The following is an 18415-nucleotide window of genomic DNA, read 5'->3' as shown; positions in this document are numbered from 1 at the left end:
TCTTACTCCTTCCTTCCAAAATCATTTTCTAAAATCATACGGTAAAAATTGACAAACCAAGTTGTCGCCGTATATGAATCGTCGTTGTGTCGACCTGATGTTCCCTTACTGAGAATCTTAGCCCCTGAGTAATAGAGGGACTTGGTAATATCCTCATAGGCCGTTGGATCCATATCCTCGTCTTTCATGTAAGAAAGACCAAAGGTCGTGTTTGCAAAATCTGCTTTTTCAAACTTATTCCAGAACTTCTGATTAAGGGCCTCAACACCCTCATTATCCAAACGTCCTGTCTGCAAATGTAAGACATCAATGCCTGTTGGAAAGACCTCTGGCGCCAAGAGTCTGGCACGATTACCGATAGTACCGACATTAGCTAGAGGTTTAGACATGATAATCGCATGAGGCTCAAAGTCCGCACCATAGTACATAGATGGGAAGGTTCCCATGGACATTCCAGAGAGAATGAGTTGACTATTGTCAAAACCTAGGTAGGCCAAGTAATGTTGGATAGTGTCCTTGATACTATTTTCAAGCTCTTCAGTCCCAATGTAAAATGCTCCACCCTGGAGGCGAGGATCTGAAAAGAGCAAAAAGGGAGTTCCCATAGCCTTCATCATCCCGAAACCTTCGAAACCTTCGGCAGGACGGAAACCTGAGAAGTAAACAGACAAAGGTGGCTTGAAATCCCCAGGATAAAAGAAATAGTTGATTTCTTGATGCTTTCTGTCGTGGAGAATACCACCTCCAAGTACAAACTTTCCAAATTGAAAACGCGTCAAACGTTGGTGGAGCCCACCAATAGTAATCTGACCTCTGCCCTTCATTTCAAGACTAGCTGACAAAAGGAAAATCCTGTCCTCATCAAGAACAATGGCTTCTTTGCGCATTTCTTCTTCTGAAATGATGTAGGTCTTGAAAATGCCTGCTACCGAACCTTCTGGCAGAAGATTGAGAATCAAGCGACACTCACAGGTATCTTCTTTTTCAAACTCCAACCAAAGCTCAATTGGGTTTTCCTTGCTGGCTCTGACATTATAGGTCCAGTCCAAGACAGGAGTAAATTCTTGACCGTAGTCGCCGTTTAAAATGACATTTTCATAACCATGGTAGGTCACTTCACCACTAAAATTGGGGTTAACTTGGGTAGTGAATGGAAACATCTTATCCCCGTATTGCCCTGAAAAGAGTGCTTTTGAAAGGGTGAAGAGCAGCTGTCCTTGATTTGAAAAATCAGTTGGAACAGCGCAGACTTCCTTGATAAACTGAGCAAGTCTCTCATCTGTCACTTCAATCGTTTGATCAAAGAAAATAGTGTGAGGAATCAAATACTCTTTAATAACCATCAATTCCTCAAGCCCCTCCAGACTGTCCACAATAACCGCTGTGAAAGCCTTGATTTCGTCTTCTTCGATGGTTTCTTGCAAGGTCTCAAGCTGACCAAGATTGCAATAGTACCATTTCATATTTTCAGGAATTTCCTGATTTTCTGACCAGTTAGAAGATCCAACTTGTAATATTTTCAGGCGATTATTCTTGGTCATCCTGCTTCTCCTTCAACCAATTCTCCCATTTTTGTACCAAACGGTCTCCCGTGTTTTCCTTAATCTTCTCAATCGAGTAGATAAGAGAACGGTTCCAGTTGTTCAATTGTCCCAAATAGTAGTAAGCCGCTTTTTCAAAATCAGACAAGTGCTTCAAGATATAACCATTCTCTTGATGGGTTACATACTCAGACGCCACACGGTTAATTTGTGGAATACCGGCACTAATTCCAGCAATCTGTGTATAACGATTAGGCTCCTTACTCAAGTCGACAATAAGGCGTGTAAATTGAAGTGACTTGATTAGAGCAGTCTCGTCTCTCAGGTCTTGGAAAGAAAATCGACTGATGATTTCCTTATTTTCCTCCAATTTATTTTCTGCACCACTACTTTCGACAACCTCTTCAAAAGCTTCTGGACTCAAACGTTCTTCAATCATTTTTTCCACTTGATTTTGCAGGCTACCAAGTTGCTCTGGATTGGCATTAAATGCTCCAAACTCAACCTTTGTCTTTGGATACTTAGCCACGAAAGCTAAAACCTGATAAATCGCCTCTAAATCCAACTGATCGAAGTCAAGCTGATAAAAGATTTTTGACTCTTTGACACGTTGACTGGTTCCCAAAGCCAAACAGGTATCGAAGGAAGCCATGTGCTTGAGCTTCTTAGCCTCTTTCGGATAGACAACCTGAAGTTGCTCCACGTAATCGTAACGATCCGCAATCATCAAGTCCACCTGTGGAAGAAAGGCCGCATAAGCATTAACTTTATCTTCCTGATTACGTTCTGCGAACCAGGTCAAAATCTTTGTATTTTCTGTTGGCAAGTGTTCAAAGAGTTGTTTGTTGTGACGCAGGTCAGACGCAATAACAAAACGGTCTGATACTTCAACCTCTTCAGCTAAGAATTTATTCAAAAATTCCCAGATAACTTCTGAAAGATCACCATAATAACTCTTTTCGAAACGGCCATCCGTACGAGGGTTGGCTACAATTCCACGTCCATCAAAGAAATGACAAAGCTGCCAGACTCCCTTGGCGTTGAGGTAGTTTCGGTAGATTGGTTGTCCCTCTTCATAATAAAGGCTACTCGAAATAAAGCCGCGGTCATCGTAAACATCTTCACGAATGATTTGATCATCCTTAAAGTAGCGAATCATGCCAATAAAACCCTCTGATCCAAATTCAACCTCGGCATAACGCTGGTGTTGGCATTGAACCACAATTGCAAATGGTGTGTAGACAAATGTAGACCCTTCTGGCCATTCCAAGTCTGTCACCTGAAGGTTTCGCATCTCTTCATCAGTAATACCTTGAATCAAATCAAAAATAGCTGTGTATCCAACTTCTAAGACATCATGACGATGTAAGAAATAACGCAAATGCGGTTGATAGGCTAAAAGTAAAAGTTGAGGTGCTAGATCTTCATCTTGAAAAATGCGAACTTGGTGCAAGCTATCATCAAATTCTATTTTTTGACGGATACGGTACCAAGGATCAATAGCAGTCTTCCAAAATTCATCCGTCTGTCCATACCAAGCTGGAATAAAATAATACATGAGTGCTCCTCCACTGCCTTCTCATCACAATACTTGAAATTGAGGGGCAGACCGATCACGCATCACCAGCCTGCCTCTCAGCCCCACGAAGGGTGAGATATTATACATTTTCAAAAAGCGGGGTGTAGGAAGTGTTAAGCTTCAAAGCCTTCATTTCCTCGTTAACATTGTAAATCATACCGCTAAAAATCAAGAAAGTACCAGGAATCATACTCAGTTGCAGGTAATCTGGATTGACCAAGATAATCAGCATTGGAGTACCTGCCATAAAAAGCATGTAAAGGGCACCAATGAAACCAAATCTAAGCACCAAATGGTTGATATAGTCACTGGTTTCTTGGCCTGGATAAACACCGTAGATGTACTCACCTGACTTGCGCATACGTTCTGAGATTTGCTCGCCAGAGACATTAACAAAGGCAAAGGCTAACCCTAGAACGAATAGCATGATCAGATAAACAACCAACCAAAGAGGTTGACCGACCGTCAAGGACTTGGTAGCCTCACTAGCCCACTTATTCTCAGGATGCATAAACTGAATCAGCATAAAGACATACTGTGGAATGCTGACCAGGGACATGGCATACATGAAAGGCATCCCCCCGGCTGGATTCAACATAATATCCAAGTAAGAGTACTGTTTAAAGCGGTTATGAATATTGATTTTATTGATTGGGATACGATATCTAGCCCTCTGCACAATCCCTGAAACATAGAGGAAAATCAAACTGAATAGAATCAGAGGAAGTAAGACATCCCAACCGATACCTAACTTTTCAATACTATCCATGATTTGATAAGGCAGATTGGCCATCATACTTGCCATCAAGATGACAATGGAGCCTCCAATCCCAAAGAGGGAGTTGAGGTCTGATAGCCAAACCAAGAAAAAGGTCCCAGAAATCAATAAAATGGTATTCATGAAAACGGCGAGACCGCCATTAACCCCAGAAACGATAGGTAGGTTTAAGGACACTGCCAGAGATTGGACCAGGGCAATTGCTAGGGTCAAGTACATTCTTCTACGTTCCTGAATCTCGACGGGAAGATTTTTTAAGCCCATTTTCTTAGAAAAAGAAAACATCTGCCAGAGAATCATTGCTGACATCCAGGGTGACAAGCCTACTGAAAAAAGAGACACAGAGCTGAGGTTTCCACCCATCATGGCACTAGAAAAACCCAAGGAACCCATGGCTCCCCCAAAGATAGTTGCATTTTTCAAATCCACAAACGGTAGAACCAAGCGATTTCCTAAACAATAAATAAAGAGGAAAAAGACGGTCCATAACACACGTTTGGTGATTATCGATTGACCAATTTTTTTCACTGTTACTCCTACTTCCTGCCCTATAGACAGACTAATATTTTTCGTTAGAAATGAGACATAAACTAAATTTCAGACCACTTATCCAAATAAAGGATTATAGGCTCTTCTTACGCATCTGGCGGATGGTCTCAGCCATCTCTTTCCAACGATCTCTTGAGTAGGTCTGTTGGTTATGCTTGGTCGACTTGAGGTCCTCAAATCCTAAAATTGGTTTATTTTCAAACCTAAAGGCATCAAGAATTTCCACTACTTTTCTGCCTGGATTGATATCCAAAAGCAGGTCACTAGTACGCACCAATTCCAAATCTAGCCCATTTAAACCTGCAATGTCTGAGTAAACCGTCACATTTGGATAGGTAATCAATTGGGCCAATTTGTCTGACACATGCTGGCGTGAGGCAATTTTAAATTGTACCTTAGGAAGAGCCGAGATTAGATCCGTCAAATGAGGGATTTCTGAAATGTTGGTGTAAACTAAACATGTAAATGGACGACCCTTAGGATAAACCATGTCCTCTGAAAGTGGCAATAAGGAAGCATTTCCAGCTACTTCAGACCAATCCATTTGGGCATAAAACCACCAGACCTCCCGATAAGCTTGGCAAGCCAAAGGTAACCAGGGCTTACGGTGTGAATCATAGTGTAGAACCTTAGGATAGTCTTGACCATTTGGCAAATGGTAACCAGCTAGACTGGACTTGGTCACAGCATAGTTGTTGTCAAAAGACAAAGCCAACCAGTTGTTACGAAAAACCATATTAAGAATTGACTGCTCCGCAAATGGTACCTTATCATGCCATTCGCTAGTCATGTCAATAAGGTGACATCTCATATTGAACTGCTTCCAATAAGCCATATCAATCACCATGAAGCTAGCATCAAACATCTTCTGACGATTCTGAACTTGAATGGCATAGTCACGTACAGCAGCCAAAGGACGGCCTTGCAAATCAAGGGTAAAGAGATCTTCTAGAGAACCAGTAACCACCATATCACTATCCAAATAAAGAGCTCTCTCCTCAGATACAAAGTCCGTCACAAAATAGCGTAGATAGCTAGCATAGTTACCATTGGTCTTGTATTGCTTGATGTGACTACTATCTACACGACAGTTGATCACTTCACTGCCAAAAGCAGCTAGATGACGGTTGAGCCCCCTAAACCACTCTTGAGAGAAATCATCGTTAATCAAGTAAAAACGAATGTTGCGATGATGGAAAACGATAGATTTTATGGTTGTAAGCACTTGGTCAACATAGGCATAGTTAGCTGCTAGGACAATAGCATGCTTTTTAGTCTCATAACGTTGAGGAGCCAAGCTCAAAACTTGGAATTTTTCCTGAATTGAGCGATAGGCTTCAGAATCTGTGAGACCTTGTTCTTCCACATTTTTCAAGCAGGCCTCTAGCATCTGACGATAGGTAACCATGTATTTTTCCAGAGGGAAACCATGGCTAGCAACAATAGCCAAGCGTTCCTCCATGGCATAAACCAAAGTCATCATCCAATCTTGCATCCAAGTCGCCGGTGGCATCTCTGGACTCTCACGGTAAACATAAAGTCCCTTATTGAGATAAACCGTACGGTCACTCATGAGATAGGCCTTAAGGTTGAAAAAGCCATCTTCTCCTGCATGCTCTTTTGGGAAAAGTAAGTCATTAAACAAGGAACGTTTGTAGAGTTTTCCAGTGGCTGAGATCAGAGCAATATTGATGTTATTGCTTTCTTCAAAGAGTCCATCAATAATCTGAGCGGGTGAATAGACCTGTTCGTAATAATCTTCATCCTTGATATAAACATAAAAGAGATCTTCCGATTCCTTATAAACACTGTAATTAGCTACTGCGATATCTGCCTTGTGAACTTGAAGTGCCTTATAAAGCTCCTCTAGATAGGTTGACTCTACCCAATCCTCAGCGTCCACATAGGTTACGTAAGCTCCCTTAGCCTGACGAATACCAATATGGCGAGCATCTGAAAGCCCTCCATTATTCTTTTTAAAATAGAGGATACGAGAATCCCTAGCGGCATAACTACGGCAAATGTCATCACTATTGTCTATTGAGCCATAATTGATAAGGATGATTTCAATATTTTGATAGGTCTGACCCAAGACACTGTCTAGACAGGTCTGGAGTTGATTTTCTACATTGTAAACGGGAATAATTACGGAAATTTTTTCTGTCATTTTTTTCTTATTTTTTTCTAGCTAGTGCATTTTCCTGTCTCAAACTTTCATAAGATATCAAGACTGTAAACACATTCTATACACTTTTTCCTTGATTTTATAGAGACACAACTATACTAAATTATAACATAGCATCACTTAATTTTCTAATAAATTAACATTTTCAATAAGAGGACAAACTAATTTCCTTTTATTTTCAGAAAAAAACTGATAGTTAGGAAAATTGAGATATGTAGATAGAAGAAGAGATAACTCCGATGAGAAACTATTTCTTAGAACGATTAAAATGTTTTGACGAGAATTCTTAACACCTTAACTCATCTCACCCTTTATCCACAATCTTAATACGGCTACTGCCATCATGCGACTTGATGATGGCTAGTTGTTGGGCGATGCCTTCTTTCATGTCGTCCACGTGACTGATGACACCGACCATGCGGTTTTCACCGATTTGTTCCAGAACAGCGATGGCCTTGGTCAAGGCTTCCTTATCCAGTGATCCAAATCCTTCATCGATGAAGAGAGCTTCAATAACAGCCCCCTTGCTGGTATTTTGCACCACTTCTGAGAGAGATAGGGCAATAGCCAGTGCGGCGATAAAGGTTTCACCACCTGACAAGGATTTGACGGAACGCTCGCTACCTGTCAACTGATCATAGACGTTGATATCTAAACCAAAGTGATCACGCGCCCTACGTCCTTCCTCGCTCAAGACAAAGGAATAGCGATTATCCGTTAAGAGACCGATGTAGTTGGCATTGGCATAATCCAAGATTTGTTGGAAATACTGACGGATAACATAGACTTCCAGATTAAGACGACCAGTCAGAGCCGTATTTTCTCCCTTAACCACCTTGACCAAATCACTGAGCTCTTGGTGGACCTTGAAGGCATCTAGGTTGCTATCTTGAAGGGTTTTAGCCGCTTGGTAAGTAGCCGTTGCATCCTTAAGGCCCTTCTTCATGACAGAAACCTGAGCGAGCTGCTTGTCATAGTTTTCCTGACAAGCCTGTACTTCTTGCGCTAGACTATCTAGATCGGGTTGTTCTTTATTTTGGAGAAGCTCTTGTCCCTTACAAATCTGCGCCTGTAACTCTTGTTTGAGAGTTGCATAAGTCGTTAATTTGGCTTGAAGCATAGGAATAGCTTGATTATTTACTTCAAGAAGCCAGAGTTCGACCTGCTCTAAGTCATTGGTGAGGGCCCCTTCAGCCTTGATACTTTGCTCTAATTCAGCAGATAACCGCTTAACGTCTTGTTCTAACTTCTCTTTAGACTTAGTTATACTCTCAAGCTGCCCTTTGATTTCTCTAATATCGGCATGAAGTTGGTTATAGACCTCACCATTCTCCTTGACCTGCTTCTCATAAAGAGCCAATTCCTGCTTAGCATGTGCAATACGATTTTGATAAACCTCAACAGACTCAAGCTCCGGATGAGCTTCTTGTAAATCCCTTAGGCGTTCCTTAGATTGTTCCAGCACTGCCTTAGCCTCTTGATAGGTTTTAGCCGATTTTGTCAATTTTTCCTGAGCTTTACCTATCTCATCCTGATATCGGACACAATCGTCCTCTTCCTTATCAAAGCGTTTTTGTAACTTTTGATAATACTTCTTAACCTTCAGGAGTAGGGCTTGCCCACGGTCAGCTTCATAGTGCTCTGAAAAATCAAACTCAAACCGTCCCTTAACTTGCTCTTCTAATTCTTGATAGTGCTTTTCAAGAGTTACCTTGACTTTAGTCACTTGATCAAGCAAATCTTGACGTTTAGATTCAACTTCGCTCAAGGTAGCCTGACGATTTGACACAGTAGCGACTTGCTTTTCCTTTTGAACTTGAAGCTTCTCCACCTGATCCATGAGATTTTTCAAAGCCACTTCATCAGCTTGTGCTCCACCAACATTAGGGTGTTCCAGGGCACCACAAACCATACAAGGCTGTCCTTCTTCTAACTCTGCTTGCAGTTGGGCAATCATGAGTTGACGGCGTGAAGCCAAAGTCGTTCTTAGCTTCTCCTCCAATTCTTTGAGGCTTTCTTGAGCTTGGTCAATATCAAAAGATAGCGTTTGACGACGTTTTTCGGTCTTTATCAAATCCTCATTCAGACTCTCTATTTCATTTAGGTCTTGAGCCAGTTGATTCTCCACGCTGTAGCCCACAGACTGGAGGAGTTTTTCGGCCTCATGTAAGCTATCTAAACTAAGACGATTAACCTCCAAGTCTGACAAGGACTTGTTAAGAATCTCAATCTCTTTCCTAGCCTGCTGATAGGTTTCTTCCAACTGCTTGTAGTTAGTAGTTGAACCTTTGATTTTCTCATGCTCTTGGGCAAGACTCTGAGCATAGATAATATCCTCTTTCCACGCTCCCAGTTTCTCTTCTTTTTGAAGAAAATCCTCAGATTGAACTGCGAGTTCCTCTTTTTGAGCCTTAACGTCCTCAAACGCCTGACGCCTTTCACTTAATACTTCTTGAGCAATTTCAAGATCCTGCTCTAATTGTATCAACTGTTTCTGATATTGCTTCAAGCTACTAATGGTTTCTTGTAATCCTTGAGCAAACTGTAATTCCTCCAGATGCACTTTTGCCTCTGCCTGTCCCTGAGCTCCCTCCTCAATTTCCAGACGGTAACGCTCCTTGGCTTGCTCCACTTCTTGGAAAATCTTTGCCAAATCTTGGGCAGTTTGCAAGCTCTTCTGCAGTTTTGCCAAATCCTCATGGGCATCCTTCAAGATGATTTTTTGCTTCGTAACATTTTCTTGACGCTGAATCAAAAACTCTTCAAGACGTGTCAATTTTTCAGAGGCTGGTGTTTGCTCCAAGACTGCTAATTCTTCCTCAGACCACACCTGACTGGCAAAATGACCATCTAGCTGAGCCTGACGCTTTTCCATATCCTTATTACTCTGACGAAAACGCTCTTCCAAGCTCTTTTGAAAATGGTCAAAAATACCCGTTCCAAAGATTTTCTTTAAAATTTGAGTCTTGGTCTTAGAATCTTCTTTCAAGAAACGGCTGAAATCATTTTGTGGAAGGAGAATAATCTGTTTGAACTGCTCAGCATTGAGCCCCAAAATCTGCTCAATCTGGTCACTCACTTCCTTGATCTTATCCCCAAGCTTTTCAATTTCCTGACCACCAATCTTATCCACAATGACTAGAGAAGCCGTCGCTTTTTGAATGGTCGTACCACCGTCCCGCTTGGCCCTCTCTTGCTGGAGAACTCGCTCAATACGATAAAGGTGGTTGCCTTGTTGAAAATAGAAAGTCACCTTGGTCAAATCATCTTCTGGACCAGCGAAGGTTGACCGCATCTCCTCGACATTACGATCACCACTGGTCGTAGCAAACAAGGCAACAGTCATGGCATCAAAGAGTGTACTCTTACCAGCCCCTGTGTCCCCTCCAATCAAAAAGAGGGGAGCATGGTCAAACTGGGTGAAATTGATGACTTCCTTACGATAAGGTCCAAAATTGGTCAATTCTAACTGGACTGGTCTCATTGTCCACTCCTTCCAATCTCCTCAAAAATACTTTCCACAAGGGCAGTCTGTCTCTCAGACAAGACGTCGCCCCCAGTCACTGTCTGGTAAAAATCAGAGACAATTTCCTGAGGCGACTGCATTTCCAAATATTTTAAGTGCTGATCAACAGTCAGGTTTTCTTCCCTAACATCACCAAGACGGCTGAAAGTAATTTCTACAATGTCTATCCCATAAATTTCTTCCAAACGGGCACGCACATTGATGCCCTCCAATTCCTTACGGCTGGACAGTTGAATATCAAAGGCAAACCAAGCCTTTTGACAAGGCTGCTCCTTATAAAATTCAGGTGACATCAAGGTTTCAAAAGGTTCCTGAAGGGTCACGATTGGTCGTCTGACCTCTAGGGAATGGAAGGTCTGGGACAAGTTACCAGACGCATCCAATTCAACAATATAAACACCCTTCTCTTCCTTTCGCTTGGCTTCTTTGATGTTAAAGGCGACCGGACTGCCTGAATATTGCACGCGCTGAGTCGGACTGGCAAAGCGCGTATGGATATGCCCCAAGGCCACATAATCGAAAACCTTGAAAAGGTCACTGGTCACATTAGAAAGACCACCTACCGTATTGCTAGTTTCAGACAACATCAATTCTCGAAGACCTTGACCATCGCTATCATCCTTCTTAGAAACTGCAAAATGCGTCACCAAGACATGAGCTTTGTCAGGATCAAAAGCTTTTTCCATATCCTCAAGAATGTAGGTCAAGGCATCACCAATCCCCTGAATTTTCTTTCCCTCATCATCCTTATAGTAAATACGAGCATCAATAGGATCGATAAAAGGCAGCAGGAAAATCTGGCAATTCTCCAACTCAATAGGCTCAAAAGCCTCCTCCAAACGTGTACTTAAATGAAGGCCCTGATGTTGAAAGAAGTCACGCCCAAAATGTAAACGTTCAGCCCCATCGTGATTACCACTGATCGCATAGACAGGAATCTGCTCCTCCAGTACCAAGCGGGCCAAGGTCTTATTAAAAAGCTTAATCGCATCCACAGGGGGCACCGCACGGTCATAGAGGTCCCCAGCAATGATAACCCCATCCACTTTTTCGCTAATAGCCAAATCCACAATTTGTTGAAAAGCCCACTCCTGCTCCTCCAACAAAGACCAGCCATTGAGGGTTCGTCCTACATGCCAATCTGACGTATGTAAAAACTTCATGACAGCCTCCTCATTCATTTTGTCTTACTCTATTGTACCTTATCAAGCTAAATACTGCTTAAAAGTTTCACAAGCTTTGATAGTTTTCCCGTTTTTTAGCTGTAAAGACCAAAAAGTTAGACAATTTATGTAAGCAAAGGATTTAGTTCTGTATTGCACAGGATTGAGCCCTTTTAGTTTTACCTTAATGCGTTTGTTGTAGTAATCAATATAGTCTAGACTACCCTGCATCAATTGGTTAAGTAATTTAAATACCTCTAACCAAGAAAATCAATATTATCTATTCTTTTAATTAACTTTTATAGATTCTAAGCATTATCATATAGGTTGGTACTAGTGCACATCTTGTATTTTAGGCAATAATATTTACTCACTTTTCGTTATTGTCAGTACCGATCCTTTTTAAATTTTTCACTATGAAAACCTAAAAACAATCCGAACCCTAAGGGCTCCTGACTTTACTTTATTCTAGGCCTTTTTATCCGTAGCTTGTTAGCTGACTTGGAACTAGGCATGTAGTATTTACTATTTTCCTACTTGAGATTTTTTATAAGTCACATGCATGATTCCATCTGAACGAATGGTATGATTTTTATTTCTTTTAGAGAAACACCGGTAATAGCTAATTCCTATCTTAAATCACTTGAAATATATTTATAATGTGTTGGAGTGCTAATCAGTACCGCTTGTAGATTTTTGGAAGATACTAACACACTAATGATTTAATCCCCTTTAAAACATGAAAAGAGAAGTCTCCAAAGCTTCTCTTTTATATTTATCAAATAATGTACAACTAGATTCCTAACAACTACCTAATTTAGTGGTTCAATCATGAAGCTTAATTGATAGCTATCTGCTGAGCTAAGCAAGAATTCGTCATGAACTGGAGCACCCCATGAGTCGTCACCACCGACACCCATCTGAGCTGCAAGAACTTTAATCCAAGTAGCGTCAGATTGTTGCAATTCATATTGATGACGAGCATTTTCAATTTGTTCAGTACTGTTGCGCAAAGCACTGAATTCGAATGCTTTATTAAGTGCAGTGAATTTAAGACCATTATGGTTATCATCAGAAACTGTAAATTCACGAGTACCATAGTGATTACCAGATTCTTGTGGCATTAGATATGGAGCAAATGTCTTTTCAACAGAAGTTTCATATCGACCAAGATAGGCACCAGAAAGTTTATCAAGGTAGCTTTCTTCTGCACCGTATCCATAGTAGCTAAGGTTTGTAAATTGTGAGCCGATAGCAAATTCTAGACCAAATTCAGGGAAGTTTGGCAAACCTGCTTTACCATCATAGTTTGCAGTAACAAAGATTCTACCCTTGTAATCAACTTGATAAGTTACCTTAACTTCGACATCAGACAAGCCTGGCAAATCATGAACATAAGTCACTTTAACAGAGTCGTCTTCGATTTGAATTTGAGTATCTGTAACTTTACTATAGTTTCCAGCAACCTTCCAGCCTGCCATTTCGAATGGATATCCAGCACCACGATCGTTGTCAGTGTAAGCACGAGTAAAGTTAAGTTTAGGACCTTTCTCAATGAATTCAACACCATTATACTTAGCAGATACTAGAGTATTTTGTGCACGTGAAAGCAAGATTGAGAAGTTTTGTCCTTGAATTCCGATGTTGAAGTCGCCTTCAACAACATTCAAAGGGGATTTAACTGGTGTTTCAGTGCTAATCTTTTCAGCAACATATTGACCACGAACAATTTCATAACCCTTTGGAGCCCATTCAGTTGCTTCCTTCTGAATACAAGCAACTTCGTAAATTCGTTCAGCATTTGAAGATCCAACTGCGAATTCAACTGGGAATGTTGCTTCTTCACCTGGTTTAACATCAAAGTGATATTCACTTTCACTAACTTTTCTACCATCTTCGTAAACTCTAGCTAGGAAAGTATATGCAGAAAGATCTTCAAAGACATTATCATTCTTGATAGTTACTGATTTTTCATCAACAGTAATCTTAATATTAGAGTAAAGATGTTTAACTGTTTGAAGTTTTGGAGTTAGGGTACGATCTGCGAAAACAATACCATTTCCACAAAATTCGTAGTCAGAAGGTCTATCATGCCAATCACCACCATATGATAAGAATTCGCTACCATTTGGAAGTGGTTTGTAAATAGCTTGGTCAATGAAGTCCCAAATAAATCCACCTTGGTATTCTGGATATTTCTCTAAGTCAGTGTAGAGTTTCAATCCACCACCAGAGTTACCCATTGTATGCATGTATTCACATGAAATATAAGGTTTTTGAGGATTGTTAGTGAGATATTCTTCAATATCAGCTGGTTTCGCATACATTCGACTTTCGATGTCTGTAATGTAATCAAATTCACGACACCATGTAACACCTTCATAGTGAACTGGACGAGTATTGTCAACACTACGGAAGTAATCAGCCATATCAGCAATGTCTTTACCGGCATATGATTCATTACCACAAGACCAAATGATAACACTAGCATGGTTCTTATCACGCTGGAACATGTTATCTGCCCGATCCAAACAAGCAGGCAACCATTCTGGTTCACTAGCTGGGATATTCCATGAAGGGTCACTTAGACCAAGTTTTTGCCATGTACCGTGTGTTTCAAGGTTGGCTTCATCGATAACATAAAGTCCATATTCATCACACAATTCATACCAACGTGTTTGGTTAGGATAGTGAGACGTACGAACAGCATTGATGTTATGTTGTTTCATCACTTTGATATCCCAAAGCATATCTTCTTCAGTGATACAACGTCCTGTTCTAGCGTTAAATTCGTGTCTGTTCACCCCTTTAAAGACAATTCTCTTACCATTCAAAAGCATGAGTTTATCTTTAATTTCAAAGTGTCTAAATCCAACTTTAACTGGAACGACTTCAACAACTTGCTCATCATCCAGAACATGAAGGGTCAAATTGTAAAGTTTAGGACTGTCAGCACTCCAAGGTTTGATTTGCAAATCTTCAAGACTTACAGATAGTTCACCGTCACCATTAACAGATTCATCACCTTCTGTAACGATACCTTCATGATGCGAAAGAACATATTTAATCTTCTTATCTTCATAATCACCAACAGTCTTCAAATCAATGTCCAATTGACCTATTTTTGTTTGGTAGTCATAATCTGCCTTAACAAAGAGATCCTGAACGTGGACTCTTGGAATAGCATACAAGTAGACATCTCTGAAAATACCGTACAGTCTCCAGAAGTCTTGGTCTTCCAACCAGCTTGCTGTAGAGTAACGATAAACAGCTACTGCCAACTTGTTATCACCTTCCACAAGGTAATCACTAATTTCAAATTCACTAGGTGTAAATGAGTCTTCACTGTATCCTACGAAGTTACCATTGACCCATACAAAGATGGAAGTGGCAACACCTTGGAATGAGATAAATACTTTTTTATCTTTTAAAGCCTCATTCAACGTAAAATGTTTGACATATGATGCAACTGCGTTTGATTCTTGAGGAACTTGAGGTGGACGAAGGAATTCTTTACCATCCCAAGGATATTGTGTGTTTACATATTGTGGAGAACCAAACCCTTGAAGCTCCAGGTGACCTGGTACATTAATGAAGTCCAAATCTGACTCATCAAATTCGGTTTTATAAAAGTCTTTTAAAACTTGATTTGTATTTTGAGCATAATGAATTTTCCATTTTCCATTAAGAGATTGTCTTAACTTCATCTCACCTTCAGAAAATTCTGCAAGTGATTCAAAATACTTGTGATCTGAGTGAGCACTAACTGTATTGACATTAACAATTGTTGGATCATTCAAATAGGTTTGAATTTTTTCAGTTGTTTTCATTCTTACTCTCCTTTTTTAAAAGTAACAACTTCAGACAAGGCTTTAACCTCTTCTCCAACTGTTTGTTCAAGGTGGAAAGCACTGAATTTTTCAGAATTAGTTACTGTAACAAGTACTGTATCATCAAGTCCATTTTGTTCAATAATTGGTGACCAAAACTCAAGAAGTTTTTGTCCAACTTCAACACGATCACCTTGTTCAACATAACTAATGAATCCTTCACCTTTAAGTTTAACTGTTCCAATACCAATGTGTACGAGAACAACAACACCATCATCACTTTCAATACCAATCGCATGACGAGTAGGTAGAATCTGACGAACTGTACCACTAATTGGGGCAAAAACCTTACCATCTGAAGGTTTGATTGCAAATCCTTTACCTAGGCTACCTGAAGCAAAGTGTTTATCACTAACGCTTGAAAGATCAACTAGTTTACCAGTTGTAGGATTTACAAGAGACACGATATTAGTACTAACTTCGTTTTCAGAAGTTGCTGCACTAAAGCGATGTTCCAATTCTTCAACAATTTCAGCGTGACGTGCTTCAGTCAAAGTGATTTTACGAGCAATGATGAAAGCTCCGATGAGCATAGCTGCAGCTGGGAAACCAAACATGCTAAGTTTAAAAATTGACTGTTGATGAGTTGTAATTGTTGATGCTGAGGCACCTGTTGTCATACCGGCAGCTACGGCAATTGTAGAAACAAGCCAGTTTGACATCGCACCACCAAGTTTATCAACAAGTGGACGAACTGACAAAGTAAGTGATTCATCACGGTGTCCCAATTTCCATTGACCATATTCTACTGAGTCAGAGATAATCATGAGGATAACAAGGAACACAAGAGGTTGTGGAATGAAGAAGAGTTCAGCTGCAGTCAAGATCATTGGAAGTGATGTTCCTGCAATACTAAAGATTCCGATACCACCGAGCATTACTGCAATACATCCATAGAACAAACGTTTACGGTTAAATTTACCAGCTAGGCTAGGGAAGAGTGAAACTGAAACCAAACCAACAACTGTATTCAATCCGTAAAGGATTGAGTATTTCCCTGAATCACCAAGGATAAATGTGAAATAATAAAGTTGAAGAGCATTAAGTGTATTAATACCAAGACCATAGAACCAATATCCGAGAGACAACCACATCAATTGGTCGTTTTTACCAAGAACTTTAAAGACTTGTTTAAGGCTAGTTTTTTCTTTGTTATCACGAAGTTTTGACTCAACTTCACGTGTACCAACACCAACAGCAATTGATGTAATCACACCAATGAGAGCAACGATAAATGCAAACCAGAACCATCCAGATTTATCTCCAGAGCCACTACTGTTCGTCATAGAGAAAAACAAAACGATTGGCATGATGGCAACACCGACAATATTGGCACCAATCGTAGAACCAATACGGGCAAAAGTTGCCATTTTTTCACGTTCGTGACTATCAAGAGACAAAGCAGGGATCATTGACCAGAAACCGATATCTTTAATCGAGTAGAAGACATCCATTACAAGGTAGATAATTCCAAAAAGTACAAGGTACAAGAAAGGATTTGTTTTATTCAAACCACCTAAATCGGTGAAGAGAAGCAACAAAGCGATAGAACTGATGATACCACCACCAACTACCCATGGTTTGAATTTACCATACTTAGTATGAGTGTTATCAATCATATTACCGATCAATGGATCGATAAATACTTCCAAGATACGCAAAATAGCGATAATGTTAGTGATTAATAGTACGTAGTGACTATTTTGCTTTGGATCACCTGTGTTAAACAAGTGAGTTGTCACAAACATGATAAAGTATGTTGACAACGTTGCATAGAAGACGTCGTTACCAAAAGCACCAGCTGTGTAGGATAGACGAGACTTCATCTGACCTTTAGATTTTCCCATTTCGAAAACCTCCTATCGTTTGAATACGTTTACATTATATGGTAATTAGTTTATGCAGTCAATAATTTTAGTGTTTTTTACTAAACTTTTACTAATACATGATTATTTTGATGAATTAAAGTATTGGAAGCCAATTTCATAGTTTACACTATGACCTTTATCTAAGATAATATCTCCAAAACCTTTGTGATTAATGGCATCTGGAAGGGTTTGAGCTTCCATAGCAATAGCTTCACGCCCTTTTGCCATTTTGCCTTTATCTCTTGCAAAGTAAATATTATCTTCGATATCATCCATCGTAAAAATGACTAAACCATTTCTGTTTGAGAAGATTTCAATACCATCTCCGCTTTCTTTGTCATGCAAAATAGCTACTTCTTTCACATGATCACAAGTTTCCCCTCCAACTACAAAGGCATCATCAAAACCATTATTTGCTTCAATTCGAGGTAGCAAGTCAGTTGTCTTTCTAAAATCATAATTCGTTCCATCTACATTAATTTTTTGTCCTGTTGGAATTAACTCAGAATCCAACTCTAAACGATAGTCTGAATAGATTTGTAACTCATGACTTGATAAATCCTGTTTGTCGCTAAGATTAAAGTAAACATGGTTCGTCGGATTAAAGACTGTTGACTCTGTAACATCGAAGGCTTCAAAGAGTATTGTTAAGCGGTCATTATTGTTAAGTCTATAACTAATAGAGACTGTCACATCACCAGGAAAGCCATCTACACTTGAATAAAGTCTTCTAATAAATTTTGTCTCAACATATTCATCATTCAGGTTTGTGACATAGTTCCAATTTTGAACCTGCATTCCTTTTGGACCGCCATGTAAGCAGTTTTCTCCCTCATTCTTAGGAAGGCTATAAAGAACCATATTATGAGTATACGAAGCTTTCCCAATTCTTCCAGCAACCCTACCAATGGACTGGCAGGCACATAAATTATTCTTATAGTAATCCTCGTAATCACTGAAACCAAGTACTATATTTTTAAGAGCACCAGTTTCCGTTGGAACCAAAAACTCCTGAAGTGTAGCACCTGTTGTGAGTGTGGAAATGACAACACCATTATTATTTTCCATTGAAATTTTACTGACATCGCCTGAATCAACTTTTCCAATAATTTCGCAGCTTATTTTCATATTATTTCCTCAAAAAACAAAGAGTACAACAATTATATATACTCTTTGACCCTTTGTTTATTATTTTAATTATCCTCGATCATCGTACCCTTTTGGATGGCTAGAATGCCATGCCCAAGCACTTGCGATGATTTTTTCGATGTTATCAAATTGTGGTTTCCAGCCAAGTACCGTACGAGCCTTTTCAGAAGAGGCAATCAATGTATCT

Annotated in this window: 9 protein-coding genes and 2 pseudogenes; all 11 read right to left on the bottom strand. The window is 39.9% G+C overall.

Annotated elements, in window-relative coordinates; genetic code table 11:
- Positions 1–2: 2 nt before the first annotated feature.
- Entirely contained in the window at positions 3–1541 is a 1539-nt protein-coding gene (gene asp2 / locus ADF62_RS02150; RefSeq protein ID WP_003094785.1) for an accessory Sec system protein Asp2, read from the bottom strand.
- Entirely contained in the window at positions 1528–3099 is a 1572-nt protein-coding gene (gene asp1 / locus ADF62_RS02145; protein ID WP_048787968.1) for an accessory Sec system protein Asp1, read from the bottom strand. The genes asp2 and asp1 overlap by 14 nt, the downstream gene beginning before the upstream one ends.
- A 100-nt stretch (positions 3100–3199) precedes the next feature.
- The gene (gene secY2, locus ADF62_RS02140; RefSeq protein ID WP_003093487.1) at positions 3200–4426 is read right to left on the bottom strand and encodes an accessory Sec system protein translocase subunit SecY2; all 1227 of its coding nucleotides are present in this window, start codon (positions 4424–4426) and stop codon (positions 3200–3202) included.
- Positions 4427–4520: 94 nt separating this feature from the next.
- Positions 4521–6614 (bottom strand): glycosyltransferase, encoded by a 2094-nt coding sequence (locus ADF62_RS02135; RefSeq protein ID WP_003093361.1) that lies wholly within the window; start codon positions 6612–6614, stop codon positions 4521–4523.
- Positions 6615–6936: 322 nt separating this feature from the next.
- On the bottom strand, positions 6937–10116 hold the full coding sequence (locus tag ADF62_RS02130) for an AAA family ATPase (protein ID WP_048787967.1): 3180 nt from the start codon (positions 10114–10116) through the stop codon (positions 6937–6939).
- Positions 10113–11321: an exonuclease SbcCD subunit D gene (locus ADF62_RS02125; RefSeq protein WP_003093608.1), complete on the bottom strand. Its 1209-nt coding sequence runs from the start codon at positions 11319–11321 to the stop codon at positions 10113–10115. Before ADF62_RS02125 ends, ADF62_RS02130 begins: the two co-directional genes overlap by 4 nt.
- A gap of 135 nt (positions 11322–11456) precedes the next feature.
- Positions 11457–11573, bottom strand: a pseudogene (locus ADF62_RS10950) (IS3 family transposase); the annotation flags it as partial.
- 560 nt (positions 11574–12133) lie between these two features.
- Positions 12134–15151, bottom strand: coding sequence for a glycoside hydrolase family 2 TIM barrel-domain containing protein (locus ADF62_RS02120; RefSeq protein ID WP_003094363.1), 3018 nt, complete (start codon positions 15149–15151; stop codon positions 12134–12136).
- 2 nt (positions 15152–15153) lie between these two features.
- Complete coding sequence (locus tag ADF62_RS02115; protein ID WP_048787966.1) at positions 15154–17058, bottom strand: PTS sugar transporter subunit IIA; 1905 nt, start codon at positions 17056–17058, stop codon at positions 15154–15156.
- A gap of 102 nt (positions 17059–17160) precedes the next feature.
- Positions 17161–18207, bottom strand: coding sequence for a galactose-1-epimerase (galM, locus tag ADF62_RS02110; protein ID WP_048787965.1), 1047 nt, complete (start codon positions 18205–18207; stop codon positions 17161–17163).
- A 69-nt stretch (positions 18208–18276) separates the two neighbouring features.
- Positions 18277–18415 (bottom strand): annotated as a pseudogene (locus tag ADF62_RS10095) (UDP-glucose 4-epimerase GalE); the annotation flags it as partial.

This window comes from Streptococcus sp. 1004_SSPC (genome assembly GCF_001069025.1).
Classification (GTDB): Bacteria; Bacillota; Bacilli; order Lactobacillales; family Streptococcaceae; genus Streptococcus; species Streptococcus vestibularis.
Note: the sequence above shows the minus strand (reverse complement) of the source record. Positions and strands in the feature narration are given on the sequence as shown.

Coding starts and splice junctions, on each gene's coding strand:
- asp2 (WP_003094785.1), bottom strand. CDS start 1,541: ATGACCAAGAATAATCGCCTGAAAATATTACAAGTTGGATCTTCTAAC.
- asp1 (WP_048787968.1), bottom strand. CDS start 3,099: ATGTATTATTTTATTCCAGCTTGGTATGGACAGACGGATGAATTTTGG.
- ADF62_RS02135 (WP_003093361.1), bottom strand. CDS start 6,614: ATGACAGAAAAAATTTCCGTAATTATTCCCGTTTACAATGTAGAAAAT.
- ADF62_RS02130 (WP_048787967.1), bottom strand. CDS start 10,116: ATGAGACCAGTCCAGTTAGAATTGACCAATTTTGGACCTTATCGTAAG.
- ADF62_RS02125 (WP_003093608.1), bottom strand. CDS start 11,321: ATGAAGTTTTTACATACGTCAGATTGGCATGTAGGACGAACCCTCAAT.
- ADF62_RS02120 (WP_003094363.1), bottom strand. CDS start 15,151: ATGAAAACAACTGAAAAAATTCAAACCTATTTGAATGATCCAACAATT.
- ADF62_RS02115 (WP_048787966.1), bottom strand. CDS start 17,058: ATGGGAAAATCTAAAGGTCAGATGAAGTCTCGTCTATCCTACACAGCT.
- galM (WP_048787965.1), bottom strand. CDS start 18,207: ATGAAAATAAGCTGCGAAATTATTGGAAAAGTTGATTCAGGCGATGTC.